Source organism: Streptomyces mirabilis (assembly GCF_039503195.1).
Taxonomy (GTDB): Bacteria; Actinomycetota; Actinomycetes; order Streptomycetales; family Streptomycetaceae; genus Streptomyces; species Streptomyces mirabilis_D.
In genome coordinates this window covers 6,874,012-6,898,085 of record NZ_JBCJKP010000001.1, presented here as the reverse complement: position 1 = coordinate 6,898,085, position 24,074 = coordinate 6,874,012, and the positions used below count along the sequence as shown (strand labels likewise).

The 24,074-nt window shown below is 66.7% G+C and carries 27 protein-coding genes and 1 tRNA gene; 7 read left to right on the top strand and 21 right to left on the bottom strand.

The annotated features are described in order from the left end of the window. The 6 genes from thrB to AAFF41_RS31825 form a co-directional block, all read right to left on the bottom strand. The gene (thrB, locus tag AAFF41_RS31850) at positions 1-930 is read right to left on the bottom strand and encodes a homoserine kinase (protein ID WP_054233236.1); all 930 of its coding nucleotides are present in this window, start codon (positions 928-930) and stop codon (positions 1-3) included. A 468-nt stretch (positions 931-1,398) separates the two neighbouring features. Continuing rightward, positions 1,399-2,457, bottom strand: coding sequence for a threonine synthase (gene thrC, locus AAFF41_RS31845; RefSeq protein WP_054233237.1), 1,059 nt, complete (start codon positions 2,455-2,457; stop codon positions 1,399-1,401). 6 nt (positions 2,458-2,463) lie between these two features. After that, on the bottom strand, positions 2,464-3,753 hold the full coding sequence (locus AAFF41_RS31840; RefSeq protein ID WP_319746836.1) for a homoserine dehydrogenase: 1,290 nt from the start codon (positions 3,751-3,753) through the stop codon (positions 2,464-2,466). Between the two features lie 242 nt (positions 3,754-3,995). Continuing rightward, positions 3,996-5,387 carry a diaminopimelate decarboxylase gene (gene lysA / locus AAFF41_RS31835; protein ID WP_319746228.1) on the bottom strand — a complete coding sequence of 464 codons (1,392 nt, stop codon included), beginning with the start codon at positions 5,385-5,387 and terminating at the stop codon, positions 3,996-3,998. Between the two features lie 17 nt (positions 5,388-5,404). Next, positions 5,405-6,535, bottom strand: a complete 1,131-nt coding sequence (nrtL, locus tag AAFF41_RS31830) for an ArgS-related anticodon-binding protein NrtL (protein ID WP_319746231.1) — start codon at positions 6,533-6,535, stop codon at positions 5,405-5,407. A 387-nt stretch (positions 6,536-6,922) separates the two neighbouring features. Next, the gene (locus tag AAFF41_RS31825) at positions 6,923-7,459 is read right to left on the bottom strand and encodes a response regulator (RefSeq protein ID WP_319746233.1); all 537 of its coding nucleotides are present in this window, start codon (positions 7,457-7,459) and stop codon (positions 6,923-6,925) included. Between the two features lie 158 nt (positions 7,460-7,617). Between AAFF41_RS31825 and AAFF41_RS31820 the strand changes: the two genes are divergently transcribed. After that, positions 7,618-7,689: transfer RNA gene (locus AAFF41_RS31820), tRNA-Arg, on the top strand. 231 nt (positions 7,690-7,920) lie between these two features. Here the strand turns inward: AAFF41_RS31820 and AAFF41_RS31815 are convergent. The 15 genes from AAFF41_RS31815 to AAFF41_RS31745 all read right to left on the bottom strand — a co-directional run bounded on the left by AAFF41_RS31815 (position 7,921) and on the right by AAFF41_RS31745 (position 16,320). Continuing rightward, the gene (locus AAFF41_RS31815; protein ID WP_343325033.1) at positions 7,921-9,294 is read right to left on the bottom strand and encodes a tyrosine-type recombinase/integrase; all 1,374 of its coding nucleotides are present in this window, start codon (positions 9,292-9,294) and stop codon (positions 7,921-7,923) included. Beyond that, entirely contained in the window at positions 9,291-9,461 is a 171-nt protein-coding gene (locus tag AAFF41_RS31810; RefSeq protein ID WP_328671422.1) for a helix-turn-helix transcriptional regulator, read from the bottom strand. The genes AAFF41_RS31815 and AAFF41_RS31810 overlap by 4 nt, the downstream gene beginning before the upstream one ends. Positions 9,462-9,472: 11 nt before the next feature. After that, entirely contained in the window at positions 9,473-10,897 is a 1,425-nt protein-coding gene (gene repSA / locus AAFF41_RS31805) for a replication initiator protein RepSA (RefSeq protein WP_343325032.1), read from the bottom strand. Beyond that, the gene (locus AAFF41_RS31800; protein WP_343325031.1) at positions 10,894-11,994 is read right to left on the bottom strand and encodes a DNA cytosine methyltransferase; all 1,101 of its coding nucleotides are present in this window, start codon (positions 11,992-11,994) and stop codon (positions 10,894-10,896) included. Before AAFF41_RS31800 ends, repSA begins: the two co-directional genes overlap by 4 nt. After that, on the bottom strand, positions 11,991-12,203 hold the full coding sequence (locus AAFF41_RS31795; RefSeq protein WP_343325030.1) for a hypothetical protein: 213 nt from the start codon (positions 12,201-12,203) through the stop codon (positions 11,991-11,993). Before AAFF41_RS31795 ends, AAFF41_RS31800 begins: the two co-directional genes overlap by 4 nt. Positions 12,204-12,208: 5 nt before the next feature. Then, positions 12,209-12,391 carry a hypothetical protein gene (locus AAFF41_RS31790; RefSeq protein ID WP_343325029.1) on the bottom strand — a complete coding sequence of 61 codons (183 nt, stop codon included), beginning with the start codon at positions 12,389-12,391 and terminating at the stop codon, positions 12,209-12,211. A 94-nt stretch (positions 12,392-12,485) separates the two neighbouring features. Next, positions 12,486-12,788: a SpdD protein gene (locus AAFF41_RS31785; protein WP_425526179.1), complete on the bottom strand. Its 303-nt coding sequence runs from the start codon at positions 12,786-12,788 to the stop codon at positions 12,486-12,488. Between the two features lie 24 nt (positions 12,789-12,812). Continuing rightward, positions 12,813-12,968, bottom strand: a complete 156-nt coding sequence (locus AAFF41_RS31780; RefSeq protein WP_343325028.1) for a hypothetical protein — start codon at positions 12,966-12,968, stop codon at positions 12,813-12,815. A gap of 9 nt (positions 12,969-12,977) precedes the next feature. Next, positions 12,978-13,166: a mobile element transfer protein gene (locus AAFF41_RS31775; RefSeq protein ID WP_343325027.1), complete on the bottom strand. Its 189-nt coding sequence runs from the start codon at positions 13,164-13,166 to the stop codon at positions 12,978-12,980. 15 nt (positions 13,167-13,181) lie between these two features. Beyond that, positions 13,182-13,826 carry a DUF2637 domain-containing protein gene (locus AAFF41_RS31770; protein WP_343325026.1) on the bottom strand — a complete coding sequence of 215 codons (645 nt, stop codon included), beginning with the start codon at positions 13,824-13,826 and terminating at the stop codon, positions 13,182-13,184. Between the two features lie 73 nt (positions 13,827-13,899). After that, positions 13,900-14,088 (bottom strand): hypothetical protein, encoded by a 189-nt coding sequence (locus tag AAFF41_RS31765; protein ID WP_343325025.1) that lies wholly within the window; start codon positions 14,086-14,088, stop codon positions 13,900-13,902. A 3-nt stretch (positions 14,089-14,091) separates the two neighbouring features. Further along, the gene (locus AAFF41_RS31760; RefSeq protein WP_343325024.1) at positions 14,092-14,295 is read right to left on the bottom strand and encodes a hypothetical protein; all 204 of its coding nucleotides are present in this window, start codon (positions 14,293-14,295) and stop codon (positions 14,092-14,094) included. Positions 14,296-14,300: 5 nt separating this feature from the next. Next, complete coding sequence (locus AAFF41_RS31755; RefSeq protein ID WP_343325023.1) at positions 14,301-14,558, bottom strand: hypothetical protein; 258 nt, start codon at positions 14,556-14,558, stop codon at positions 14,301-14,303. Positions 14,559-14,643: 85 nt separating this feature from the next. Further along, positions 14,644-15,987 carry an FtsK/SpoIIIE domain-containing protein gene (locus tag AAFF41_RS31750; RefSeq protein WP_343325022.1) on the bottom strand — a complete coding sequence of 448 codons (1,344 nt, stop codon included), beginning with the start codon at positions 15,985-15,987 and terminating at the stop codon, positions 14,644-14,646. 3 nt (positions 15,988-15,990) lie between these two features. Further along, complete coding sequence (locus AAFF41_RS31745) at positions 15,991-16,320, bottom strand: SCO3933 family regulatory protein (protein WP_343325021.1); 330 nt, start codon at positions 16,318-16,320, stop codon at positions 15,991-15,993. Between the two features lie 191 nt (positions 16,321-16,511). Here AAFF41_RS31745 and AAFF41_RS31740 point away from each other — a divergent pair, with 191 nt between their 5' ends. The 6 genes from AAFF41_RS31740 to AAFF41_RS31715 all read left to right on the top strand — a co-directional run bounded on the left by AAFF41_RS31740 (position 16,512) and on the right by AAFF41_RS31715 (position 24,045). Continuing rightward, on the top strand, positions 16,512-16,832 hold the full coding sequence (locus AAFF41_RS31740; RefSeq protein WP_075031197.1) for a putative quinol monooxygenase: 321 nt from the start codon (positions 16,512-16,514) through the stop codon (positions 16,830-16,832). After that, positions 16,829-18,067, top strand: a complete 1,239-nt coding sequence (locus AAFF41_RS31735; RefSeq protein ID WP_343325020.1) for a helix-turn-helix domain-containing protein — start codon at positions 16,829-16,831, stop codon at positions 18,065-18,067. The genes AAFF41_RS31740 and AAFF41_RS31735 overlap by 4 nt, the downstream gene beginning before the upstream one ends. A gap of 764 nt (positions 18,068-18,831) precedes the next feature. Beyond that, positions 18,832-20,451: an McrB family protein gene (locus AAFF41_RS31730; RefSeq protein WP_343325019.1), complete on the top strand. Its 1,620-nt coding sequence runs from the start codon at positions 18,832-18,834 to the stop codon at positions 20,449-20,451. Next, positions 20,448-21,641 carry a 5-methylcytosine restriction system specificity protein McrC gene (locus AAFF41_RS31725; RefSeq protein WP_343325018.1) on the top strand — a complete coding sequence of 398 codons (1,194 nt, stop codon included), beginning with the start codon at positions 20,448-20,450 and terminating at the stop codon, positions 21,639-21,641. The genes AAFF41_RS31730 and AAFF41_RS31725 overlap by 4 nt, the downstream gene beginning before the upstream one ends. Positions 21,642-21,793: 152 nt before the next feature. Next, on the top strand, positions 21,794-22,960 hold the full coding sequence (locus AAFF41_RS31720; RefSeq protein ID WP_343325017.1) for a DNA cytosine methyltransferase: 1,167 nt from the start codon (positions 21,794-21,796) through the stop codon (positions 22,958-22,960). Next, entirely contained in the window at positions 22,957-24,045 is a 1,089-nt protein-coding gene (locus tag AAFF41_RS31715) for a DNA cytosine methyltransferase (RefSeq protein WP_343325016.1), read from the top strand. Before AAFF41_RS31720 ends, AAFF41_RS31715 begins: the two co-directional genes overlap by 4 nt. Positions 24,046-24,074 lie beyond the last annotated feature (29 nt).

The window sequence follows — 24,074 nt, the reverse complement described above, 5'->3', positions numbered from 1 at the left end:
TTAATGGACGCCCGCCGGGGCGAGCGGTAGAACGCACGCCCCCGCCTCGTCGAGGTCCAGCCGATTGGCGGCCCAGCCCTGACCTGCGAGATGGGCGACCTTGTCGGCGGATTCCTCGTCGGCCAGCGCGAGGACTGTGGGGCCCGCGCCGGAGATCACCGCGGGGATGCCGTCGGCCCGCAGCCGCTCCACCAGCGCCGCGCTCTCCGGCATGGCCGGGGCGCGGTACTCCTGGTGCAGCCGGTCCTCGGTGGCGGGCAGCAGCAGCTCGGGGCGCCGGCTGAGGGCCTCGACGAGCAGTGCGGCCCGGCCCGCGTTGGCGGCGGCGTCGACGTGCGGAACGGTGCGCGGCAGCAGACCGCGCGCGGTCTCGGTGAGAACCGGCTTTCCGGGAACGAAAACCACCGGAACGATGGAATCGGCAGGGTCCATCCTGATCGCCCGCGCGGCTCCGGCCTCCATCCAGGAGAGCGTGAATCCGCCGAGCAGACAGGCCGCGACATTGTCGGGATGGCCCTCGATCTCGGTGGCGAGCTCAAGAAGCGCGGTGTCGTCGAGTTTGCTGTCGCCGCCTATGGTCACGGCGCGCGCGGCGACGATTCCGGCGCAGATGGCGGCCGAGGAGGAGCCGAGGCCCCGCCCGTGCGGAATGCGATTGGCGCAGACGATCTCGAGGCCGCGCGGTTGTCCGCCCAGCAGATCGAAGGCGGTGCGCAGGGAGCGTACGAGGAGGTGATTCTCGTCGCGGGGCAGCGTCTCGCTGCCCTCACCTGCGATGTCGATGTGCAGCCCGGAGTCGGCCACCCGGACGACCACGTCGTCGTACAGCCCCAGTGACAGGCCGAAGGCGTCGAAGCCCGGCCCGAGGTTGGCGCTGGTGGCGGGGACGCGCACCCGGACGGCGGCGGCGCGGAACGCTGGACCGGCCATCGCTCGATGACTCTCCTTGAGCTGCGTGATGTACGAGATTTTCGATGTGCTGCGAGAGGAACTGCGTGTTTCGGATGAACTCGGATGAACTGAGAGAGGGACTGCGATACGTACGGAAGACCCGGAGACCGCAGTGACTGTCCTGACTGCACCGACGGCGCGGCACCGCGGCATATGCGGCGGGCGGGTTCGGTACAGCCTATCGAAGGAAGGTTCTGTGGCGACATAGGGCGCACAGGAGGCGCACGATGCGTGTCGTAAGCCCCCCGTGCACCCCCTGTCGGGTTGCGGTAGGGGTGACCTTGACAGGGGCCGGATTCCGCCAACTTCTGGCGAATTCCGCCCGCCGCTGATGGCCTCTGACAGGCCCCGACGGCATTTGGCGGATGTACGCCAGGCGGCTTTACGCCACTCTGCCCACCCCGCCGTCCGCCGGTCCGAGCCCCTTTGCCATACGGCCCTTTTGCCTTACGCGAGTCCGAGCCGCTCCGCCGCCGCGGCCGCGTCCACAGGAACGGTAACCGGTTGCGGGGCGCCCGCAACGGCCCAGTCCGGATCCTTGAGCCCGTTTCCAGTGACCGTGCAGACGATCCGCTGGCCGGGATCGACCTTGCCCTGCTCGGCGGCCTTCAGCAGACCGGCGACCGACGCGGCGGACGCGGGCTCGACGAAAACGCCCTCCTGCGCAGCCAACAGCCGGTAGGCGCGCAGGATCTCACGGTCCGTCACCTCGTCGATGAAGCCGCCGGACTCGTCCCGCGCGGCCAGCGCGAACTTCCACGAGGCAGGGTTGCCGATGCGGATCGCCGTGGCGATCGTCGACGGGTCCTTGACGACCTCGCCGCGCACGATGGGCGCGGAACCGGAGGCCTGGAAGCCCCACATGCGCGGGGTGCGCCCGGCGATGCCGTCGGCGGCGTACTCCGTGTAGCCCTTCCAGTACGCGGTGATGTTGCCCGCGTTGCCCACCGGCAGGACGTGGATGTCGGGCGCGTCGCCGAGCATGTCCACGATCTCGAAGGCGGCGGTCTTCTGGCCCTCGATGCGCACCGGGTTGACCGAATTGACCAGCGCCACGGGGTAGTTGTCGGACAGCGAGCGCGCGAGCGTCAGGCAGTCGTCGAAGTTGCCGTCGACCTGGAGGATCTTCGCCCCGTGCACGAGGGCCTGGCCCATCTTGCCGATGGCGATCTTGCCCTGCGGGACGAGCACGGCACACACCATGCCCGCACGCACGGCGTACGCGGCGGCGGAGGCGGACGTGTTGCCCGTGGAGGCACAGATGACGGCCTTCGCGCCCTCCTCCTTGGCCCGCGTGATGGCCATGGTCATACCGCGGTCCTTGAAGGACCCGGTCGGGTTGGCGCCCTCCACCTTCAGGTGGACCTCGCAGCCCGTGCGCTCGGAGAGCACCTGCGCGGGCACGAGCGGCGTACCGCCCTCACGGAGCGTCACGACCGGCGTGCTGTCGGACACCGGAAGCCGGTCCCGGTACTCCTCGATGATTCCGCGCCACTGGTGGGTCATTGCTGGTTACTCTCCTTCAACCCGCATGATGCTGGCGACACCCCGCACGGTGTCGAGGCTGCGCAGCGCCTGCACGGTCCCGTTCAGGGACGCGTCGGACGCTCGGTGGGTGACGACGACGAGAGAGGCCTCGCCGTCCTTGCCCTGCTGGCGCACCGTATCGATCGATACGCCGTGCTCGGCGAAAACGGTGGCCACCTGGGCGAGAACACCAGGTTTGTCCGCCACGTCGAGGCTGATGTGGTAGCGCGTCACGACCTCGCCCATGGGCGAGACGGGCAGCTGGGTGTACGCGGAGTCGCCGGGCCCGGTCGCGCCGCTGAGCTTGTTGCGGCAGACGGCGACGAGGTCACCGAGCACGGCGGAAGCGGTCGGGGCGCCGCCGGCGCCCGGCCCGTAGAACATGAGCTGCCCGGCGGCATCCGACTCGACGAACACCGCGTTGTACGCGCCGCGCACGGAGGCGAGGGGGTGGCTCAGCGGAATCATCGCCGGATGCACGCGCGCCGTCACCGATCCCCCGTCCGCCGCCCGCTCACAGATGGCGAGCAGCTTGATGGTGCAGCCCATCTCCTTCGCCGAGGCGAAGTCGGCGGCGGTGACCTCCGTCATGCCCTCGCGGTACACGTCGTCGAGGCGCACACGGGTGTGGAAGGCGATTCCGGCGAGGATGGCGGCCTTGGCGGCCGCGTCGAACGCCTCGACGTCGGCGGTCGGGTCGGCTTCGGCGTACCCGAGCGCGGTGGCCTCGTCGAGGGCTTCCTGATAGCCGGCCCCGGTGGAGTCCATCTTGTCCAGGATGAAGTTCGTCGTCCCGTTGACGATCCCCATCACGCGGTTGATCTTGTCACCGGCGAGGGACTCGCGCAGCGGCCGGATCAGCGGGATGGCGCCGGCGACGGCGGCCTCGTAGTAGAGGTCCCGGTCGTTCGCCTCCGCCGCCGCGTGCAGGGCCGCCCCGTCCTGGGCGAGGAGCGCCTTGTTGGCGGAGACGACGGAGGCGCCGTGCTCGAAGGCGGTGGTGATGAGGGAGCGGGCGGGCTCGATACCGCCGATGACCTCGACGACGACGTCGATGTCCCCGCGTTTGACGAGGGCGGTGGCGTCGGTGGTGACGAGCTCGGGGTCGATGCCCTCGCGCACCTTGGAGGGCCGGCGGACGGCCACGCCCGCCAGCTCGACGGGGGCCCCGATCCTGGCCGCGAGGTCGTCGGCGTGCGTCGTCATGATGCGCGCCACCTCTGAGCCGACAACCCCACAGCCCAGCAGCGCCACCTTCAGCGGACGCGTACGCATCATCCGACCTCGTTTCCTCATACCGTCTACGGTTGGACCAGTCTCACTCACCGGACGGGAGTTTCTATCCCTGGTCCGGATCGTGAGACATCTATTTCATTTTTCCGACAGGCGGCGGCAGGAGATCTTCCACCTGCGCCAACCGTCCGTTCCGACCTCGATCAGCCGGTCGTTCCGACCTCCACCAGCCACGGTCGTTCCTCCCCCGACCAGCCACGGTCGTTCCTCCCCCGACCGGCCGGTCATCCGACGTCGAGCCGCAGGAGGTCCTCCTCCGTCTCCCGACGGACGATCACCCGGGCCTCGCCGTCGCGCACGGCGACGACCGGCGGGCGCAGGGCGTGGTTGTAGTTGCTGGCCATGGACCGGCAGTAGGCACCCGTGGCGGGTACGGCGATGAGGTCGCCGGGGGCCAGGTCGGAGGGCAGGAAGGCGTCCTTGACCACGATGTCGCCACTCTCACAGTGCTTGCCGACGACACGGACGAGCATGGGCTCGGCGTCGGAGGTGCGCGAGACGAGGGCGACGCTGTACTCGGCGTCGTACAGCGCGGTCCGGATGTTGTCGGACATGCCCCCGTCGACGGAGACGTACGTCCGCAGCCCATCGAGCGGCTTGATGGTGCCGACCTCGTAGAGCGTGAAGGCGGTGGGCCCGACGATGGCCCGCCCCGGCTCGACCGAGATCCGAGGTGTCCGCAGCTTCGCGGCCTCGCACTCCCGCGTGACGATCTCGCCCAGCGCCTTCGCGATCTCGTGCGGCTCGCGGGGATCGTCGTCACTCGTGTACGCGATGCCGAGACCACCACCGAGGTCGATCTCGGGCAGCTCGACCCCGTGCTCGTCACGAACGGCGGCCAGCAGCGACACCACCCGCCGGGCGGCGACCTCGAACCCGGCCATGTCGAAGATCTGCGAACCGATGTGCGAGTGGATGCCCACGAGCTCGAGCCCGTCGAGCGCGAGCGCCCGCCGTACCGCCTCCGCGGCCTCCCCGTCGGCCAGCGCGATCCCGAACTTCTGGTCCTCGTGGGCGGTGGCGATGAACTCGTGGGTGTGCGCCTCGACCCCCACGGTCACGCGGATCTGCACCCGCTGCCGCTTGCCGAGGGACCGCGCGATGTGGGCGACGCGGACGATCTCCTGGAAGGAGTCGAGAACGATCCGCCCGACCCCGCTCACGATGGCGGTGGTGATCTCTTCCTCGGACTTGTTGTTGCCGTGGAAGGCGATGCGGTCGGCGGGCATCCCGGCGGAGAGGGCGGTGGCGAGCTCACCGCCGGAGCACACGTCGAGGTTGAGCCCCTCCTCGTGCAGCCACCGCACGACGGCGCGCGAGAGGAAGGCCTTCCCGGCGTAGAAGACGTCGGCGTCGTGCCCGAAGGCGGTCCGCCAGGCACGGGCGCGCTCGCGGAAGTCGGTCTCGTCGAGGAAGTAGGCGGGGGTGCCGAACTCTTCGGCGAGCCTGGTCACTTCCATCCCACCGACGCTGACGACTCCGTCGTCCGTACGGCTGACGGTGTGCGCCCAGACCTTGGGGTCGAGGGCGTTGAGGTCGGCGGGCGGGGCGCTGTAATGGCCCTCGGTGAGGACATCGGCGTGACGGGGCCCGGCGGGGTGTGCGGAACGGCTCATTTTTCTCTCACAGACGGTCACAGATAGTCAGGGGCGCTGATGCCGAGCAGGGACAGGCCGCCGGCCAGCACCGTCCCGGCGGCTTCGGCGAGCGCGAGCCGGGCGCGGTGGGCGGCCGAGGGTTTCTCGTCGCCGAGCGGCAGCACGGTGTGCTGGAAGGCGAGGAGGGCGTCGGCGGTGGTGACGAGGTGCCGGGCGAGCCGGTCGGGCGCGCGGTGCAGGGCCGCCTGCGTCAGCACGGCCGGATACCCGGCGAGCGCCCCGACGAGCTCGCCGCCGCCGGATACGTCTTCGGGTACGTCACCGGGGTCGCCGGTGCAGCCGAGCGCGGCGGCGTTGCGGGTGAGGGCCCGGGTGCGGGCGTGGGCGTACCGGACCCGGAAGAGGGGGTTGCTCTCCCGCTGCAGCAGGTGATCGGCACTGATCCGCGGCCGGTCGTGGGACGCGGGGTGCAGCAGGGCCCACCGGGCGGCGTCGGGGCCGAGGGGGGTGGGGTCTTCCGGGGCGGGGGTGGGGCGCAGGGTTGTGATCTGGGGGCGCGGGCGGTGGAGACGGTGGGGGCGCGCGGGATCGACCTGCGGCGCGTTGGTGCGGGGGGGCTCGGCGGGCGAGGGGTCATTGCCGTGTGTCTTGGCCTGCGAGGGGTCGGTGCCGGCGGGCTCGGCGCACGAGGGATGGATATGGATGTGGCGCACCTCCGCACGGCCGCCTTGGGTGGCCACGATCCGTACGAGCGTGTCGGCGACGACTTCGGCCCTGATGTCGTACGGGATCCGGAGCGGGACGATCTGCCCGGCGAGGATGTCGCCGTGCCCATAGGCGTCACTTCGGCGCTGGATCTCCCGTACGAGTGAGGCGCCCGCGCCACCCCCCAGCCGAATGTTGAGGAACCCCGGCCCGGTGATCGCGACGTCGGCGACACCTTCGCTGCGGGTGAGGTGGGGCCGCAGGATCTCCGCGACCTGCCGAGCCGGCCTCCCGGCGGGCCGCGCCAACTGCAACGCGATGTTCGTGGCGTAGTCCCCACACCCACCCGGCCCCGGCGGCGTCACCACCGCCCGCACCGGCACGACCACGCTCAGCTCACCCTCGTCCACGGCACGACGCACCGCGCGCAGCACGGTACGGGAGAGCTCGACGGGGGTCACGGGACAAGCGTAGGGGAGGAGGGGGGTGGGTAGGCGACTCGGTTTGGCAAGGGTCCGGGATGTGGACGGGGCACGGAGGGCGAGGGTGTTCTCACGGACACAGGGGTCGCCGTCCACGTCGTTGAGCGTCGGCCGTGGTGTCGGAGTCCGGGTGACGGCGTGGACGGAGTAAGGGGTACGGCAACACGGACGGAGCGCGGGAAGGCCGGCGAAGTGGGGCCGGAACGCACGAGGGCCGCATCCGGACGACGGACACCGACCACGCTCACGCAACACCGATCACAGACACACGGATCACCGACAGACGGATCACCGACACACGGAGGGACACACGCTCGCGGGGGAGCCAACCGCCGACTCCTCACCCCTCAGCGGCGCGGCGCCCGCTCAATGACCGGCGCGCTGGGCCTCCTCGGCCCCGAGCTCCTCGGCGCCAAGCGCATCGGGACCGAACGCTTCCCCGCCAAAGGCACCGCCGGCACCGCCCCCGCTCCCCCTCCGATCCATCAACTCCCGTACGAGCCGCACAAGTTCGGCAGGCTCGAAGGGCTTGGCGAGAAAGGCATCAACGCCGACGTCGAGCCCGCTCTCGACCTCGTACTGCGTACAGGCACTGACGATGGCGAGGGGAAGGTTCCGGGTCCGGGGGTCGGCACGCAGCCGGGCGGCGGTACGCAACCCGTCGAGCCGAGGCATGACCACATCCAGGGTCACCACATCGGGCCGCACGTGATGCACGACGTCCAGGCATTCGGCACCGTCGGCCGCGGTCACGACCTCGATGCCCTCCAGCTCGAGGTTGACCCTGATCAGCTGCCGGATGACCTTGTTGTCGTCCACAACAAGCACCCGGCCGGACGCGCCTGGCACAACTCGAGAGTAGGTCCGCGCCCACCGCGCCGTCCGGGTTTTCCCCACTTCCACCCCCGTGCGGGGGTCCCGACCACCCCCAGGACGCCCCTCGCGGACGCCTCCACTCCCCCTCCCTCGAACACCGCCCCGCCCCCACATAAACCCATGCCAGTCCCCCACGAAAGAGCTGGTAGGGTTCTACCCGTCGCCGCGAACACCGCGCCCGACACGCCCCCGTAGCTCAGGGGATAGAGCAACGGCCTCCGGAGCCGTGTGCGCAGGTTCGAATCCTGCCGGGGGCACCCCTCATGAGGTGCCCAAAGACCCCGTCATCAGCGGAAACGCTGAGGCCGGGGTCTTCGCGTATCTACGGCCGTGTGCAGCCGTATGCCACCCGACGCGGCCCTATGCCAGACCCTGTGGACTATTCGTGGACAGGATCTTGGAACGTTTCCCCTGATCAGCCCCGCAAAACGGCGAAGGCCCCCGGAGAAGTCCAGGGGCCCAGCGTAGGACGCGCAACGCTCGCGCTGTCAGTCGTACTCGTTCAGAAGATCCTCGATGCGCCGGTTGGCCACTTCCTGACGCCCATCCAGGCACTTCGCGTACCGACCGAGCAGGACCTCAACACTGTTGCCTGCTCGTTCGGCCACCTCAGTCGGGTCAACGCCTGCGTTGAGCCACGTCGACAGCGCGGAGTGGCGGAGGTCGTACGGCCGACGGGCCAACGGAGAGGCCACCGCGGCCGGCGGGAGCGCGAGCGTCCGGGCTTCCTGCCAGGCTCGCGAGTAGGTCGAGGAGGCAACCACTCCCCCGCCCTCGCTGTAGAAGAGGCGCCCGTCGGCAGCAGTCCCGAAGGTGTCGAGCTGTTCGCGGAGGATCACCACGAGTTGGGGCGGGATCGGCACCCGGCGCACGTCTTCGGCCGGCCGGTTCTTCAGCCCACGGTCGTCGTGGCTCTCTCCCGAATCCGTCCACTGCTTGCCGACGCTCGGGCGTGTGCGGTGCAGGAGCACGGCGCCCCAGCCCTGCTCAGGCAGCGTCAGATCAGCTTCGGCCAGGCCGATAGCCTCGGCGGGCCGCAGACCGGCGAAGTACATGCTGGCGAAGAGTCCGACCAGTCGACGACCGCGGGCTCTGCGGTAGCCGCCCACGTAGGACACCGCGTGGAGCAACGAGAGAGCCTGCTTCGGATTCACCACCACGCGCGGATCTACCTCACTGGACACCTTGGGTTTCTGCCAGCGCACGGCCGTCAGAGGGTTCTCTTTGAATTCGCCCAGGTCAACGGCGTAGTGCAGGGCATTGACGAAGGTACGTCGCTTACGGCGGACAGTCTCGGCCGCGGCAGACTTCCCGTCGAGTCGGATCTTGAACGAGTCGAGTACTTCACGCGCCGTCACAGGATCGGCCAGATCATTCAACGGGCGTGACGCCTTGGCGATCCAATGCAGGGTGTTCGCAATCTCGGTAGGCGCTTCCCGCCCGGCCGGCCCAGGGAGGACAAACGCCCAGTTGCGCAGAGCCTGCCTGATCAAAGGAGCACCCGGCCTTCCCGGGCGGTCGCCGAGGAGTGCGATCGTCACCGAGGTCAGCGATTCATTGATTCCGTCGCGGGTGTTGGGGGCAGCGTGCGGCCATTTCATGGCCAAGTACTTCAAGGCGAAGTCGTACCAGGTGAGCTTGGCCTTTTGCTCGGCCATCGGGTCCGGAAGGCCGGTGATGTCGTCGAATTCCTGGCCGTCGCGCGCAACGGCCATGAGCTTGGTCCGGTAGTGATCCGCCAGGCCTTTGGTGCGAAATGTCTCGGAGAAGACCTTTCCCGCCACGGCCCATCGGACGTCGTAGGAGGTCCGCTTTGAGGGGCGCTTGCGGACCCCCCAGATCTTCACGTCCAGGGACTTCACGCGGCTTCCTCCCGCTCCCGCAGCCATGCCGTGAAGTCGCTCCGCCACACCCGCAGCTCACCGTTGGGGAGCTTCATGGCTTTCGGCGCCTGACCCAGCTCCCGCCAGCGGTAGAAGGTGCGCCGGGAGACCTTCCGCAACTCGCTGAGGATCTCTGGGACTGTCATCAGTTCATCCCTCACAGGAGCACTCCTTCCAGAGCGAGTTGGTCGGGTAGGGCTTCGCGTGCGGTTTCGCGGTTGAGTTGGATGTCGCGGCGGATGTTGGCGGCGAGCCAGGATTCGCCGGGGGTGTAGCCGTGGCCGGCGTAGGTCCAGTGGGAGAGCACGAGGGTGGTGGCCTCCGGGTTGTCGTCGGGGTCGGGCAGGCCGAGGGCGGCGCGTTGCTGGGCGGCGCGGTAGTCGGCTCTCACCTGGCGCAGCGCGCCGAGGGTGGTGGAGTAGCGGCGGGACTTGGTGGAGAAGTGGCCGCGGAAGCCGAGCATGTGAGCCCAGTCCCGTAGCTTCCGGTCGGGGTAGAGCGCGTGCAGGTCGAGGCAGGCCTCCATCAGCCGGCGGGGGTGGTCGGGCACGTCGAGCAACACGAGGGCCTCTTTGTTGCCGACCCGGCGGTCAACAGCCCCGGTCGTCTCGGCTGCCTTGGTGGCGTACTTGGCGACGTAGGAGGCAACGGCCTGTTCGGTGAGTTCCTCGCCGTTGCCGAAGGCTTTGATCCGCTGGACGTCGAGCTGTGTGCCCCATCGCAGCGTGCGCGCCGGCTCTGTGAGGACTGGTTGGTCGGGGTCCGGCCGGTATCGGGCCGGGGGCACGTCGACCACGACGCGGGCCGCGGCGGCGCGGATGGCGTCGGTGAGCAGGTCGAGGGTGGCCCAGTGCGGGGGCGGGGTGTCGGGTCCCTCGGGTCCGTCGAAGCGGATCACGGCGTGGAAGTGGACGGCCCCGCGCTTCTGGTATTCGGCGACCTTGCCGAAGGAGACGCGGGACTGTTCGCGGGCGTCCTTCTGGGTGAGGCCGGCTCGCTTTGCGATCTCGCGGCGGAGGTAGATCGTGAAGTAGCGCCACAGGTCGGATGCGTGGTTGTTCCACAGCACGGCGCCCGCGTAGTCGTAGGTCGTCGGGTCGAGCGGGGTGCCGAGTTCGGGCGCGTCCTCCCGGTGGTGCTGGCCGCAGCGGCAGGGCCGGTTGCCGGGGCGGTTGTGGACGGGGCCGAACGAGGGGGCGGTGAGGGTGGCGAAGACGCGGGGGTGATCGCGCACGGTGTGCGGGGTGCCCTTGTCCGGGTCTCCGGTCAGTCCGGCGCGGATCAGGTGGTAAGTGTCGCCGGCGTAGGTCCAGGCGCAGGCCGGGCAGCGGGAGGCACGGCGGTTGCCGCAGGCCACCCGGAGCATGCCGCCCGGCTCGTGCTCGGTCGTGTAGGAGTGCAGCACGGTCTTGGTGGTCGGGTCGATCGTCTTCGTTGCGCCGGTGAGTCGGATCGGGTCGGAGCAGCCGCCGGTGCGGCGGATCTGGTCTTGCCAGCGGTCGAAGTCGGCCGAGCCGGCCACCCTCAGCACGTCGCCGAGGGTGGCCGGGTCGAGACCCGCCAAGGTGGCGGTGTCGGTCACGCGAGCACCTCCGACGCGGCGGGCACGAGGGGGCGCAGTACGGCCGTGACGAGCAGCGGGGGAACGGCGTTGCCGATCTGCTCGAACTGCTTGGTGCGGGAGCCGGCCCACGGGTAGTTGGCGGGGAATGATTGGAGAATCGCCGCTTCCGCGAGCGCGAGGTTGCGTTCCTCGACTCCGTCCTTCACCCACTTGCAGCGGTTCGCTGAGCCGGTGATGGTGAAAGAGGGCTCGCTGATCGCGCGCTCGTACCGGCTAACGCCGCCAGCGAACTGACCAGCGGGCAATTTCCAGCCCTGCCCGGAGCGGAGTTTCCAGGAGCGTGCCCGACCGGTGAGCGCGTTGCTCGGGCCGTCGGCCGAGAACTCGTTGCCACCAGCTGACCGACCCCTCTCGTCAGTTGAGCGGTCGCCACGGGTGTTGACCTTGACCCCGGGCGGCAGACTCAGCGCATCGGCCATGGACACCCACGGGGCCAGGCGCACACCGAACAAGTCCCACTGCGGAACCTTCGCGTGGGTGGGCTCCGGGGGCAGCGCCGAACGGGTGCGGGAGGCAATGAGGAAAGCGCGGCGCCGGGTCTGGGCGAGGCCGAAGTCCGCGGCGTTGAGGACGCCCGTCCAGGTCGAGTAACCGGCGGCAGCCAGGAGGCGGGCGCTGTGCTCGAACACGGGCAGCACCGAGGGAACTTCCTCCAGGGCGATCCACTCGGGGCGCAGGTCCAAGGCGTATCGCAGAGGTTCAACGACCAGGAGGGAACGCGCGTCGGAGCACGCCTCACGCAGACTCGCCCGGGTGTCGTTCCCGCGGGCCATGTCGTCCAAGCCCTGGTGGCACAACGGCAGGTCGTCGTTCCCCGCGCGCAGGCCAGCCGCACTGAAGGTCTGGCAAGGGGCCGAGCTGATCAGACCGGACACCTTCCCGCGAAGCGACATCGTGGGGTAGTTGGCGACGTCGGCGCGGATCGTGAGGTGCCCAGCGGCGGCACGGGTGGTGCAGACAGCGGGGTCGATCTCGATTCCCACCTCACGCACCCCCAGACCGCGCAGGCTCTGAGACCAGCCACCGGGGCCGGCGAAGAGGTCGAGGACGGTCATCGTCGGCCCCCGTTGCGATGGGCGGGGCCGTGGTTGGCGGTGTAGTCCTCGACCAGGGCCTTGACGTCGTTGTCGCCGTTGGCGTGGTCCTCGGCGCCGCAGCCGCACACGTAGTCGCCCTGCGACCGGGTGTACTTCGTGCCGCCACGCACCCGGAGGCCGGGGCTTTCCTCGGTCGGGGTGAGGTCGGCGGGGAGTTTGCGGAACATCCCGGTCACCTCCCGGCGCGGGCGAGGACGGCGACGGGGGCGATGCGTCCGGTGCCCTTGCAGGCCCGGCAGGCGACACGGAGGGTGGCGCGGGAGCCGTCGCGGTTGCGGGTGCCGGTGGTGATCGCGGCGGTGGCGAAACCGTCGCAGTCACGGCAGACGGGCGTGTTCTGGGCGTGCTGAGGCATGATGGGGCTTCCCTTTCGGGTCCGTTGGATCTGGAAGGTGGTGAGGCGCCCGGAGCGGCGGAAGTTTGGCGACCGAGGCCGCTCCGGGGGCCGGTTAGCGCTGCTTGTTGACGTCGCTCAGGAGCGAGCGAAGGACGACCGCGCACAGGGCCACGGACATGGCCGTGATGGCGACGGCGAGGAGCATCGAGACCAGGACCGCACCCACGACGAGGACCACCGCGGTACCGCCACCGACGAGGGCGACGACGGTGCCGGGGGTGAGCTGGACGGTGGGCCGCGCCGGGGCCTGCACCACCGGAGCCGGGGCGGGGGCCGAGGTCACCGGGGTGTTCGCGGCCGGGGCTGGCATGGGGGGCGGGGCGGTGTCGGGGGTCGGGTACTTCGGGGTAAACACGAGCTTTTCTCCCTTCGGGTGGGGTTACTTGATGGCCGTGCCGACGGCGGGGCCGAGGAAGCTGTGGGCGAGGAGGTAGCCGCCGAGCAGGAGCACGGCCACGAGCCACCAGGGCGGGCGGGCGAGCTTGACGCCGAGCCAGCCGATGACGATCAGGGCGAGCCAGAGCGGAACGTCCATCGGGGTCTCCTAGGGCTGGCAGCGGTGGGTGCGGGCGGCGAGTTCGGCGGCGGCGCGGTCGTTGTAGTCGGTGGAGAAGCCGCAGCCGGGGGCGGTGCAGGCCGCCGTGTGCCGGTTGCGTCCGCGGCCGTCGAAGTAGGTGCCGACCTCGACGGGGCCGATGCGGATCAGGTTGCGGAAGCGCCGGTAGACGGGCATGTCTGTCCCTTCTGGTCAGGTGAGTTGGAGTTCTGCCGCGATCGCGGCGGACATCGGGCCGGGCAGTCCGAGCCGGGTGGAGAGAGCGTCCGCGGCCATCGGGGTTCCGGTCGTGGCGCGGTGTGCTTCGGCGATCTTTCGGGCGTGGTCCAGGAGCGCGGCCGGCACCGTCACCGCAGGCGCGGCGGGTTCGGGCAGTGCGGGCGGAAGCTCGGGGGCCGCGGGCGGGGCCGGGGTGTCGGCGCGGTGCATGTCGACCTCGGTCAGGGCCGGTTCGTCCACAGGCTGTGTACGGGGTTCGGCGGGTGCGTGGACCAGGAGGGTGCCGCCGAGGAAGGCGAGCGCGGGCCAGCCGGCGACGAGGATGCACAGCCAGGCCGGGACGTCGTGCAGGTCGAGGAGTCCGGCGGTGGCGATGTTCGCGCCGAGCGAGGCGAACAGGGCGATCACGAACCAGGTCCACGCCGATCGGTCCTTGCGGGCGGTCCGCAGCCGGCGCCATGCGGCCACGAGCAGCAGGTCGACGCTGATGGGGTAGGCCCATGCCTTCCATCCGGTCTGCCCGGCGGCATCGGCAAGGTCGTGCAGGTGGGCGAAGGACAGCGCACCGGCGATCACGGCCTGTACGAGTACGGCGTCCGGGCGGATCGAGCGGGACATGTCCTCACCTCCTTCGCGGGGGTCGGGCCGGGGGCGGGCGGTGAACGGTGTCCGGCCGCCCGGCCCCGGCGGTTCAGTCGGTGGTGGCTTCGCCGGTGCCGAAGCAGGCCAGGCAGATACCGGCCTGTTTGCCGACGGTGCGGCGTTTGCGGCCCACGTGGACCGTGGTGGCGACCTCCCCGGTGCCGTCGCACGGACCGCACTTCGGGGGAGCCGGGGCCGCGGTGGGGGCGGGTCGCGGGGGTGTCTTCTTGGTGGCCACGGGTCACTCCTCGTCGGGGTACTCGGGGCCGTCGGTGGGGTCGAAGCCGGGCGGGAACAGGCCCGGCGGGGGCTCGGGAAGGGATGCCGCGATGGACGGGGCGATCGCGTCCACGAAGGCGTGGTCGGCGCCGTACTGGTCGGCGTACAGGGCCAGGGAGCCGAGCATCAGCACCGTGCGGTGGAAGTCCTCGCAGTGCTCGCACATGCCGCTCACCTCACCTGCCTGGTCTCGGTGTCGGTGGGCAGAGCGGCGGCGTAGCGCTGCACGGCCGCGAGGTAGTCGGCCGCGGCCTTGGCCAGCTTCTCGGCGAACGCCTGGTGGTCGACGATCGGCCGGCTGTCGAACACCGAGATGCTCAGGGAGTAGCCGTCCCCGTCGAGCGCCAGGATCGGCAGGCGCTCGGTGCCGTAGTCGTGGAGGCGGACCCGGCTGGAGGCGTCACCGTGGAAGGTCATCGAGGCGGGCATCGGTCATTCCTCTCTGCGTTCGGGCATGGAGGGGGTAGGGACCTGGCGCGAAGCGGTCGCGCCCACCGGGGTGGAACAGGGGGTGCTACTCGGGGACCGGTACCGGCTTGACCAGCGGCGGCACGCTCTGCGGCGTCGAGCCGGCCGGGACGTGCGGGCGGAACGGGTCGAGCGCGGGCAGGTACGGGACCAGGTGGGCGAACTCCCGGCACACCGCCGTGGCTTCAGCCTGCGTCGTCATCGGAGTACGGATGCGGGACCAGCCACCGGAGGAGTCCGCGGCGACCGCCAGACCAGGCTTGTCCGGCGGGATCGTCGTGACCATCGGGACCGCCTCGGGGGCGACGTCACCGAGGCCCATTTCGGCGGTCTGCTTGTCGTTGACGCGGTGCACCACACGCCCGGTGAGCTGGGCACGGAGCATGGTGGCGCCCTTGCCGAGTTCGGAGCCGAAGCGCTGCCCGCAGATCTCCAGGTAGATCCCGGCGGCACGGGCCATCTGCGCCAGCCGGATCAGCGCCGTCACCAACCGTTCGCGGCGCTCCTCATCCCTCTTCGAGGAGATCAGGAAGAGTTCCGCGATCTCGTCGACGAGGAGCACGATCGGCACCGGCCGTACCTTCTCGGGCAGCTCCCACAGGTCCGAGACTCCATACAGGCTCAGCAGGTCGAACCTGGATTCCATCTCTGCCACCAGGACATCGAGCAGTGCGGCGGCGCGGTCCGGATCGGTGGCCAGGGCTGACAGGCGCGGCGCATAGGCGGACTGTTCGACACCGCGCTTGCAGTCGATGCCCGCCAGCGCCACCGGCAGTTGGGCCAGGCCCTTGACCAGGTTGCGTTGGAACATGGACTTTCCCGACTGGTTGGCGCCCAGCGTGAGGGCCATCGGGACCTTGCGGTAGTCGCGGACGAACGCGGTCCCGTCCTCGCGCAGCGCCACCGGGACGATCACGTCGTGAGGCCGTGCCTTGCGCGGCATCCGCACCCGGCGCAGTACGTCGTACCCGGTCATCCGCAGTTCCACGAACCCGGGCTTCGTCTCGATCACGGTGACCGAGTGCACGCCCCAGGCGTGACGCAGCCGTTCCGAGGAGGCGACCACGTCCGCCGGCTCCAAGCCCGCGGGGAGCCGCAGCGTGACCCGCAGACCGGTGGACGTTCCCCGGACCCGGCGGACCCGCGGCGGCACCGGCGGAACCTCACGCCGGGCGACGTTGCGAACCATGAACGCCCGCAGACCCGACGGCTGCACCGTCAGCCCGCACACATCCATCGTCGAGCGGTACGACAGGGTGAAGCGACCCCAGGCCGCCGGCAGCCCGACAAACGACCAGTACACGCGCGGCGCGCGGAACTTGGCGTAGCCGAGACCACCGGCACCCGCTAAGGCGCCCGACGCCTCCAGCCACAGGGACAGATCAGCCATGGCTCAGGCCACCGCCGTCACGGCCACCGCGCGGAACGAAATGCCGTGCCGCTTCTGCCCGTTGAACTCGTTCTCCCAGTCCCGCGCTTTCAGGCCGATCACCTTCACCGGGATACCCGGCACGAGCCCCTCCGGGAGGCCGGTCTCCGGCACGGCCACCTGATACAGGTTGCCCTCACCCTCGTCGGAGACCAGCAGGCCCACGGTGTAGAGCGTCGCCTTGGTCACCTTGTCGACCGCGAGCTGCCCGGTCTCCTTGTTGATCACCTTCGGTTCAGGCGCGGTCGCCACGAACACGAGAGCGGTCGAAACATCGATCTTGAAGGACGGCATTATGGAGTTCTCCTCTTGTGGGATGAGCCCCGGACTGCGTTGTGATCTTGGCGGATGGCACGCAGTCCGGGGTGCCTTGTTCTCTGACACTCCCGAAGCTACTCGCAGTTTTTCTGCGGGTCAACAGAAAACCTGCGACTAGCAGCAAAACTCTGACTCTGCGAGACTGGGCGCGGGAAGAAGGAGGAGTTATGGCAAACTTTGCTCTCTTTGTCCGATTCACCCTGCGTAAAGGCATGGAGAACGCTTTCGATGCCCTGGTGAAGGAGACCGAAGCGGGAATTCGGGCGCACGAGCCGGGGACGCTGGTCTACGCCTGCCACACAGTCGAGGGGGCGCCCAACGAGCGGATCTTCTTCGAGATCTACGCTGATCGGGCAGCGTTTGACGAGCACGAGCGCCAGCCGCACACGCTGCGCTTCCTGAGCGAGCGCACGCGGTACGTCGAGAAGACTGACGTGGACTGGCTTGAGCCGTACGCCGGCAAGTACCCGCGCGAGGCCACGAAGTGAGCACCCTCCCACCCACAACCGGGCAGAGAATTAAAGAACTGCGGCGGGCAGCAGGCATGTCACAAGCCGACCTTGCCACCGCCATGGGGCGGTCTGAGAGCTGGGTGTCCCAAGTCGAACGCGGCGTGCAGCCCGTTGAACGCCTGGCGATCCTCCAAGGCCTCGCTGATGCACTGGGCGTCTCGGTACGGGAGGTTCGGCCCGACGCTGCTCTCTCCCCGGCGGATCTCGTGGACCACACACCCGAGCCGGAAAGCAACGATCTAGACGGCCTGCGCGTCGCCCTCACGGGCCATCCCGCCTTGGGCAGCCTGTTCGACCGCGGACCGAGTTCCCCTGTGCCCGCGCTTGCCGAGTTCCGCCACCTCGTTGACCAAGCGTGGGAGTACGTGCACGCGTCGAGCTTTGCAGCCTTGAGCGACCACCTCGCCAAGTTGCTCCCCGCCATCGAAGTCGCGGTACGCCACGCGCCGGCAGCCGATCGCGTCGAGCTGCACTCACTCAGGGCGCGGAGCTACCAGGCAGCCGCCGCCAGCTTCACCCGGCAGGACCAGGCCGATGCCGCATGGGTAGCCGCAGACCGCGCCTTGCAAGCGGCCGAGATGGCTGGCCAGCCTCTGGAGGTGGTGGCCGGGCTCTTTCGCATGGCTCACGCGTTCATGCGGCAGCAGCACATGGACCAGGCCGAACAAGCCGCAAAGTCGGCGGTTGAAGTCTTGGACCCACGGACAGAAGACCCCGCCTGCCCACCGGAGGAACTGTCACTTCTCGGCGCCATGAACCTTGTGCTTGCCGTGATCAACGCACGGGAGGGCAACCGACCCGGGACACACGCTCACCTCAACCGGGCAGGACAGATCGCCACCCGCTTGGGCGAGGACCGGAACGACTTCGACACTGAGTTCGGCCCCACAAACGTCAGGCTCCACGCGGTAAGCACAGCCGTGGAATTGGGGGATGCCGGACTGGCATTGGAGATCGCGACGGAAGTCGACGCCGGCGGGCTCTCAGCCGAACGTCAAGCGCGCTTCCTGCTCGACGTGGCACGGGCCCATGCGCAGCGCCGACACGTCGGCGAGGCGACCGCTGCGCTCTTGGAAGCTGAGACCCTCGCGCCTGAGCAGATTCGCGATCACCACTTGGCCCGCGAGATCATCCGCGACCTAATTCAGCTATCGGGCCGACGCGTGCCCGATACGCTCCGGGAGCTTGCCGACCGATGCGGCGTGAGCTGACCTGTTACAGGTTTCTCTACCTCATCAAGTGCCCGCGCAAGCGCGGGCTGGCCCCTGGGGCCCGACCCCTCTGCGCCTTCGGCGCCGGGGCCGGCCCCTGGGGCCGCAGCAAGCAACGGCCCATGTAGAGACCTGGACACGGAGTGCCCCGGTCAGAACATGCCTCCAGCGGGGGCGCTCAGGCTCCGAGATGGCGGGGACGCCGTTCGCGAGTGCCGGCCGGTCAGTGGCGTGCGCGGGGTGCTCCCATCCCGTCCGCCATCGACCCAGGCAGAGCCGAGCGGACGCGGCCCAGGGCGTCAAGGTCGTTCGTACAGTGGCGCGCTCCACCTTGACGCCCTGAACCACGCCCGCTCCACGGTGTGTGGGCCGACGGCAGACGGGATGGGAGCCGGACAAGGTGGTGCGTTGGAGTCAATAGCGGGGTGCTGGCCTGCTCTGTGGTCGTGCGGGCATACATGATCACGTTCCTCTAGCCAGGCCAGGGGCCACCCGCTATCTCAGGTCCACAGGCTGCCGGGGGCGACGGACGCATGCAGAGCTGTGATCACTCGCCGCCAACATCGACTACTAGGTAGAAGTAGCCGCGCAAGCCGCTCTGTTCAGCTCACGGCTTCGGTACTCAGCAACCCGCCACACGAAGATCCTCCGCATGGCAACCTACCTCCATGCAAGAACACTGGGACCTTTCGGGACGCGATGTCGTACCAGACCTACGTGCCACGGCACGTCCAGCTGATGTAGGTGCAGCCGCCCTTCACGCGATGCTGAGTTCATCGGGAACTCGCTGGACACCGCCTTACGAAGAAGTGCGCAAAAATCTGCAGATCAGAAGTAAGCAGGTTGCGCCCGAACTGCAAGATCAAGCAGACCAGCGCTTCAGAACATACATGGCATTGTTCCGTGGAATCGGCCTGCTATACGAAGAAAGCGGCGCGCTGGAGTCTACAGATATTGGCAGAAGCCTACTAGATCTCCTGAATGAACAATACCAGCGTATCGATGACTTTAGCCAGCAGGTCTATGGCACTTACCGCGCTCAGCTGGCCCAGATGGTGGCCCCTAGCCTCGCCAGGTACCAACTCGCAAATCCCCTCACACGGGACTCTTATCCGCCGGGAACCGACATCAGGCCCTTGTTGGCGATCTGGCGTGCGATGAGAAAACTAGACAACAAACTACATTGGGAAGAAATGGGGCGATGTCTCACGACCTGCCTGAAAGAATCAGAAATCGATCCAGCAATCGCTAAGATTGCAGATGCTCGCACGCAGGCTGGCTACGATCCAAACGACACTGTAATCATGGATCGGTTTCTCGGTCCTCGTCGTCCCGACAAGGGGGCCAATCAGTCCGACAGGCTAGACACATGGTTCTCCCGTGCAGCCTTCAAAAATCTCTTGCTTGAATATCGCGATCGACCGGATGGCTACCGCTACCTCAACCCAGAATTCATCCCACTAATCGACGATACGATTGAGGCTTCCTCCGCGCCACGTCAGTTTGAAGACCGAGGGGAGTACGTGCGTTGGCTTGGAAAAATGCCAGAAAAGCCAACACTCGTTCTGGCGCAATCCGACGATAAGTTCCGAAACCTCATCGTCGAGAAATGCCGCCGCTATGGAGATCGTCAGATCGTGGCGCTCGTCGGACCAGCGGGGACTGGAAAAACAAGAGTGGCGCAGGAAGTTGCCATGGCCTTGTCGGAAGGAGACATTACGCGCATTTTGACCGTGCAATTCCATGCCGCATTCACTTACGAGGAGTTCGTGGGCGGACTCGCCCCCAGCGACGGCGGCGGTTTTGAGCCTTCACCCGGGGCCCTTATACAGATAAACGAGTCAGCTCTGGCGTCTCCAGATAAGACGCACGTTCTCATCGTCGACGAGTTGAGCAGAGCCGACGTCGCCAATGTCCTAGGCGAACTCCTCACCTACATCGAGTACAGAAACCGCCCATTCCTAGTCCCCGGACTGAATAAACGGGTATCCATCGCTCCAAACCTGGTGATCATAGCAACGATGAATCCTGCCGACCGAAGCGTCATCAACATGGACGACGCATTGGTAAGAAGGCTGAGGCAGATTGAAATTCCGCCCAGTCGCGATGCTCTCGAAGCAATCCTGACCGAGTCAGGAATGGCCAATGACCTCCGAGGCCAAGTAGTGCAGTGGTTCGAGGGCCTGCCAGCAGATGCCCCCTTCGGGCATGGTCTATTCGTTGGCATGCGCGACGAACATGACCTGCACGATCTTTGGAACGAATCCCTACGATACTTCCTTCGCCGGGGCGGTATCACAACATACCCCAATCCGGAAAAGATCGAGAATGGTTACGTCTGGAGAAACGCGACCTATAACGGGGCAACCAAGGAAGAGATGTGAGAGCCACCACGTACGGACGCGTTCAACTCACGCATGAAGAGGTTGGATACTCCTTCGAAGAGCTTTCTCAGCTTTCTTGGGTTCAAGGAAGAGTCGCTTCTGTGAGGCCAAATCGTTTCGGGTACGACCTCGAGATCGGCCCCTACGCCGGCACTCTCGTCGTCCACGAAAACCTCATTATTACTATCGAAGAGATGATTCCTGGAACTGTCGACGCGTGTCTCAGTCTTTCCTCCAGCGGCCGGCGGCAATCCTCACAAGCAGCCCAACCCGGTTCGACGCTGCCTCCACTCGCTTCCGTTGCACGAGCATTCTCCGAAATGATCGAGAGGGAGTTGGCGCTAGGACCGCAGAAGCAGTACACCGCAACCTCTGCCTACAGTAATCGCGTCAGAGGCAAGATCCATGTCGGCGAGACGGTCCGCAATTTGTGGAGTCGCGGGCGACACGACCTGCTGGCAATACGCTACCGCAATCTAACCGAAGATACAGAGATAAACAGGTACCTTCTGGCTGCTTGCATCCGGGCCGAGCATCTGCTGAATAAGCACGACGAGGAAAGAGTGGCAGTACAGCGATGCATCCAAATGCTTTCGGGAGCAAAAATGCTTCTCGAGCCAACACTTACATCTCCTCCTCCTAACATCAGCGCAAGCCTGAAAGAGACCCTGCAAGTAGCAAGGACTCTGATCCGCGGCGTGCCGTTCAACTTCCGAAATACAGGAAATTCGCCGTTTAGTGCTTGGGTGAACATTGACCGAATCTTCGAAGAAGCCGTGCGCACTATCTGCCGGACTTCGATTCCCACCGACTGTACGGTGACGGACGGGAAATCTCAGAAAATTCCCTTGTTTCACGCAATGGAGGGAGAACCAGCACCTGTAGCCAAAAGAGCCGATCCAGACATCGTCATCCGTGGCGCAACTAGGACCGGACTACTTGATGCTAAGTATAGGAAGTCAGGAGAAAAGGTCACCGAAGACGCTATATATCAGCTGATCTCTCACGCTGGAGCCTTCTCGGCCGACGCTGCTGCACTCGTAGCGCCAGCTCTGCATGGCCCGCCAGGCATCCGCAGACTAGGCCGTATCAGCACGGGGTGCTCTGTGGATGTCATCGCAGTGGATCCCACACGAGCAGACGTGATGAGCGACCTGATCGGTCAGTGGACCGCGAGACTAGCGCAGTGATTTAGCTCACGTCGGGATGATCGGTGAGGCATGCTGTGTTCACAACACACCGTCATGTCCCCATGGCTGTACCGGCTCACCCTCGAGGTCCGATGGTCTCGGATGGTGCGCCAGAGACCGCGCTGTCAGACCGAGCTCTTAGGATCTATCCCATGGACAAGGGTGAACCCGGTTGGGCATACGCCGACCTCTTCAGCGGTTGTGGCGGCATGTCGGCCGGCCTGGCAGCAACAGGCCAGTTTGAGGCGGTCTACGCCGCTGACAACGACCGTTGGGCCAACGCTACTTACGCTGCCAACATCGGCCACACACCGGACGATATGGACCTGCTGACACTGCAGGACCCTGCCGCTCGGCGTTCGTGGGCCGCCCAGATCCGCGAGTCAGTCGGAGCCCGACCCTTCCTCCTCTCTGGAGGACCGCCGTGCCAGGGCTTCTCGTCACACGTCAAAACACGTGGCGACCGCAAGGGGCGAAACCAACTCTTCAGCGTATTCGGCGATTTGGCGGTCACACTCAAGCCAGATGTCGTTATGGTCGAGAATGTCGCTGACCTTGTCTCGGCTCGCTCATGGGATTTGTTCGACGAATTTCGTTCGAAGCTGGAGAAAGCTGGCTACCGCGTTCGAGCGCGGATCATGAATATGGCTCAGCTTGGTGTTCCACAAGAACGCTTCCGGACCGTAGTGTTGGCGTCTCTGCATCAAATGCCAACGTTTCCTTCGGTTCGAAACACGCCAGAGACGTTCGCCACCGTCAAGGAATGGATTGGCCAACTGCCCCATATTTCCAGCGGCGAGGCGAATCCTGATGATCCGATGCACGTCACGTCGCGTCACCGGCCATCCACGATCGAGATTCTGAAGCAAGTCCCTCATGATGGCGGCTCGCGTCCACCGGGGGTCGGTCCGGAGTGCTTGGATCGCACACGTGGGTCCCACGGTGGGTATACCGATGTGTACGGGCGTCTCCCTTGGTCCGGCCCGGCACCTACCATCACTGCTCGATGCCGAACTCCTAGCTGTGGGCGATTCGCTCATCCTGAGCAGGACCGTGGTTTGACAGCAAGAGAAGCCGGGCTTCTGCAGACATTCCCCGCGACGTGGCAGTTCAAGGGGCCTTTCGACGACCGCTACAAGCAGATCGGAAATGCGGTGCCTCCGCTAGCCGCTCAGGCTTTCGGTGAACACATCGCAGCGGGCATGCCGCCCGTGGAATCCGAGGTAGGACTCTTTGAGGTGGCCGACAAGCCAGTTGGTAGTAGCTTCTCGGTGCTGATCCCCGGCATCCGCAGGCGCGGAGGGTTGCTGACCCAGTGACGCTTAATGCAATTGACGCATTTGCTGGCGCAGGTGGACTCAGCCTAGGGCTTACCCGCGCCGGGTATTCGGTTCGATTGGCTTTCGATAACAGCCAGGTCGCCATAGACACGCATCGCAAGAATCTGTCATGCCGTGCCGAAACACTCGATGCCGCTACTACCAGCGGGAGTGAGCTTCTCGACCTTGCTGGACTAAAGCGCGGCGAAGTGGATTTGCTTGCTGGCGGTCCTCCTTGCCAAGGCTTTTCCCTTCAGCGTAGAGGAGAGCGAGAGGACCCAAGGAATCTTCTCGTTCTTCGATATCTCGACTGGCTCGAAGAGATGCGTCCTCGTGCATTCCTTATGGAAAACGTCGCTGCCATCCAGAGCGTGCGCGGGAAGCACATTTTGCGGGCCGTGGAAGAGGCCGCACAGGACCTAGGTTTTCAGGTTCACGCGACAATTCTTGATGCTTCTCAATATGGCGTTCCCCAAAAACGTCGGAGAGCATTTCTAGTAGGACTTCCCGCCGGCACGCATTTCTCTTGGCCTGCAGCGATTACCCAATCTCCACGCACAGTGGGGGACGCCATCCGGGATCTTCCGTCGCCACCAGAAGATGGGTCTAGTCATCCATCAATAGCGAACCACTACAGGGAAGCTAGGCTGAGTGACCTCAACATCGAACGGATCAAACACGTCCCCCCTGGGGGCGGCCGAGAGTACCTTCCTAAGCACCTCCAGCTTGCGTGCCACCAGGGCAACCATCGTCATCTAGACACCTACGGACGCCTCTCGTGGGATGAGCCAGCGGTGACGATTACGGCGCGGTTCGACAGCTTCACCCGCGGCAAGTTCGGCCACCCGGAAGAGCATCGGACTATCACTCTTCGCGAGGGAGCGCGCCTCCAGTCATTTCCGGATGATTTCGTTTTCCTTGGAAATCGAGAAGAAGGCGCAAGGCTGATCGGTAATGCGGTCCCACCCTTGCTCGCACAAGCGATCGGGCAAAGCATCAAGTCAGCCCTGTCCGGAAGTCAGACACCAGGCGACTCCGAACCGGTACAGATGTCTTTGTGGGGTGCCGGCGTCGCTGCTGTTTAAGCGTGGTCGCACTCGAAAGCGTCATCACA